Below are 3092 nucleotides of genomic sequence, written 5' to 3'. Positions count from 1 at the left end.
TTAAACAATTATCAATATTTTGATACAAATAGATATTGGAGTCCAGATAGTTTTGCTAACGGATCAGATATACCTGAAAATTTCTCGGGACTTAATGCCACATGGATAGAAGCCGTCTTTGGTACTAAAATTGAAATTTTTAATAACTTTTATATGGGAGCCAGCGTTAGATTAGGTCTTATATTAAACCAAAAAGATGACGACCGCTTTCCTAACTTATGGATACCCGGTTTTAATAAAGTAACCTGGGACAGTAATTTTGGTATTGGCTACAACTATAGTATTTCTTACTTCTTACCGCTCTATAAAAAGAAAAACAAGGCTAAGAAAAAAATTGAAAACTCTGCTGAACCAGAAGGCCCACCAAGACCAAAAGAACGTTTATAGGATTCTAAATCCTTTAATAAATACCCATTTCATTACAATCTTCTCAAGTCCTTCAATTTTAGCGACTGCAAACTTAGGAGCTAAAATAGAAGCTGCAATAGCTGCTATTGCCGATAAATAAAGACTATTTATAGAGAGTGAAACGTATAAGATAAAACGAAACAACACAAATAGGACCGCAAAGGCTAAAAAATTATATATTAGGACTTTATGTTTCAACTTCATTCTTCATTCCTTTTTTGATACTTGGCTTTCTTGCTACCTTCGTACATTTCATACTTCACCAAACGAGATTCTAAGTGACTATTAAACACTTTTATTTTTCTAGAAGGTCTTAACCCTACAAATTTCAAAGCAGGTAGATTACTTGTAATAAACCAAGCATTGGTACCAGGGTAACCCTGTTTTAAAGTATCACCAATAGCACTGTAAAAGTTTTCTAAATCAATATCTAAACGCTCTCCGTAAGGTGGGTTAAAACACATATGTAATGTACCTTCCGTTTGCTTATCCGTTTTGAAAAAATCTTTTCTTTCAACTGTGACATAATCCTCAAGATTTGCATTTTCAATATTGTCTTGCGCTTTTCTTACAGCAGAAGGTGCTTTATCATAGCCAATAATCTTATAGTGAAATTCTCTAGTTTTCTTCAAGCTAGAATCTACAATCTTTTCATACAGTTCAGCATCAAAGTCTGTCCATTTTTCAAAAGCAAAACCTTTTCTATTTATATTGGCAGGTATATTGCAAGCTATCATAGCAGCTTCCGTCAACATAGTACCACTACCGCACATTGGATCAAGAAAATCGCATTGACCGCCCCAACCACTTAAAAGTAATAAGCCTGAAGCCAGAACTTCATTTATAGGCGCAATATTTGTTGCAGTACGGTATCCTCTCTTATGTAAAGAATAACCAGAACTATCTAAAGACACATTACAATCATTATTATGAATATGTATGTTTATACGTAAATCTGGATCTTTTACATCTACATCTGGTCTAGTACCATCTGTATCTCTAAACTTATCTACGATAGCATCTTTCGTTTTTTGAGATACATATAGAGAATGCGTAAACTGATCTGAATTGACAGTAGCATCAATAGCGAAAGTTTCACTAACAGAAAGGTACTCCGTCCAATCCATCGCGTATATTTTTTTGTAAAGATCATTCTCATCTCTTACGCGAAATGAATGAATTGGCTTTATAATCTTAATAGCTGTTCTTAAACATAGGTTAGCTTTGTACATAAAACCAGTATCGCCTTCAAAAGATACATTTCTAGTTCCCTCTACAACATTACTCGCACCTAAATTTCTAAGTTCTTTAGAAAGTAGTTCTTCGAAACCAAACAAGGTCTTAGCGACCATTTTAAAATTATTACCCATATTCATCTTTTCTCGTACCGCAAAAATACGCTAATTTTGACGCCTGTTTAATTTATGACCTATTTCCTTTTTTAAAAGGTTTATCAACATCACATGATTTATATATTACCTATTCTAGGAGTGCTTATTAGTTTTCTCTTTGTGGTTGTTGCAAAGCCCAAGAAAAATGAATCCTTTAAACTTTTATTAGCTTTTAGCGGTGCATTTTTGTTGGCGCTAACAATTTTTGAAATGCTACCAGAGGTATATGAAAAAACAGATCCGAAATCTATAGGGGTCTTTATCATGTTAGGTATTCTTTTTCAAATATTCTTAGAGTTTTTCTCTAAAGGAGCTGAACATGGTCACGTGCATATTTCAAAGGAAAGCCCAAATTTTCCTTGGTTACTTTTTATCAGTCTGTGTACGCACTCTCTTTTAGAAGGTCTCCCTATTGGATCAAACGACACAATCATTTATGGAATACTAATACATAAAATTCCTATTGCCATAATATTGAGTATATTTCTACTAGGCTCAAATATTAAACCTTTATATGCAGCCTTTTTTATGCTGTTATTTTCAATCATGACCCCCATAGGTACCTATTTGGCACATACTACTGATATACTATCTACTTTTGGGATGTATTTAAATGCTTTGGTTATAGGTGTGTTTTTACACATTTCTACAGTAATATTATTTGAAAGCTCTGAAGGACATAAATTCAACCTGAGAAAATTATTGGTAATTATACTAGGTATAACAATCGCATATTTTTTATAGATGTTCAGTAAAGAAGAGTCAAGAAAACTAAGAGAAGAATTTTGGATTGCTTTTGGAAAATCGTTCCCAAACAAATGGACTTTATATAAAACTGAAGTAAAAGGTCTATCTTTTAAATTTCATTTCGATTTAAAAAAAGCTGTCGTCTCTATAGACATAGATTCAGATTTTGAACAACGAATTAAAGTATGGGATAAACTGGTGGCATTAAAATCTATTTTCCACGACGAATATCTACCCAATGCTATTTTTGAAGATTTTTATATTCTTGGAAATAATAAAGAAATATCAAGAGTATATATTGAATTAGAAAATGTATCAATACATAACAAAAATACTTGGCGAGAAACGATGGAATTTTTAAATACCAACATGCTAAAAATAGAAGCTTTCTACCAAGAATACAAAGACATCATAGATTCGTAATTTAATCCTATACAAATTTTTTAGATTACATCTAGATAAACAAAGAACCAATGGCTTATTGCTCCGCATAGAACAAAAAGATGCCAGATAAAGTGATTGTAAGGAATTTTTCTAATTGCATAA

Annotated in this window: 4 protein-coding genes and 1 pseudogene; 3 read left to right on the top strand and 2 right to left on the bottom strand. The window is 32.2% G+C overall.

The features are described 5' to 3' along the window. The coding region (locus ABJI11_RS04355) for a DUF6048 family protein (RefSeq protein ID WP_348349761.1) at positions 1-387 on the top strand (387 nt) is incomplete at its 5' end. A 221-nt stretch (positions 388-608) separates the two neighbouring features. On the opposite strand, the gene ABJI11_RS04350 is transcribed toward ABJI11_RS04355, so the two are convergent. Then, positions 609-1778, bottom strand: a complete 1170-nt coding sequence (locus tag ABJI11_RS04350) for a THUMP domain-containing protein (protein ID WP_348349759.1) — start codon at positions 1776-1778, stop codon at positions 609-611. Between the two features lie 93 nt (positions 1779-1871). Between ABJI11_RS04350 and ABJI11_RS04345 the strand changes: the two genes are divergently transcribed. Both ABJI11_RS04345 and ABJI11_RS04340 read left to right on the top strand, forming a co-directional pair. After that, positions 1872-2543, top strand: a complete 672-nt coding sequence (locus tag ABJI11_RS04345; RefSeq protein WP_348349757.1) for a ZIP family metal transporter — start codon at positions 1872-1874, stop codon at positions 2541-2543. Further along, positions 2544-2969 (top strand): DUF4268 domain-containing protein, encoded by a 426-nt coding sequence (locus tag ABJI11_RS04340; RefSeq protein WP_348349755.1) that lies wholly within the window; start codon positions 2544-2546, stop codon positions 2967-2969. 20 nt (positions 2970-2989) lie between these two features. Here ABJI11_RS04340 and ABJI11_RS04335 read toward each other — a convergent pair. Then, positions 2990-3092: pseudogene (locus ABJI11_RS04335) on the bottom strand (hemolysin III family protein); the annotation flags it as partial.

The organism is Maribacter sp. (assembly GCF_039968975.1).
In the GTDB taxonomy this organism is placed as follows: domain Bacteria; phylum Bacteroidota; class Bacteroidia; order Flavobacteriales; family Flavobacteriaceae; genus Maribacter.
Note: the sequence above shows the minus strand (reverse complement) of the source record. Positions and strands in the feature narration are given on the sequence as shown.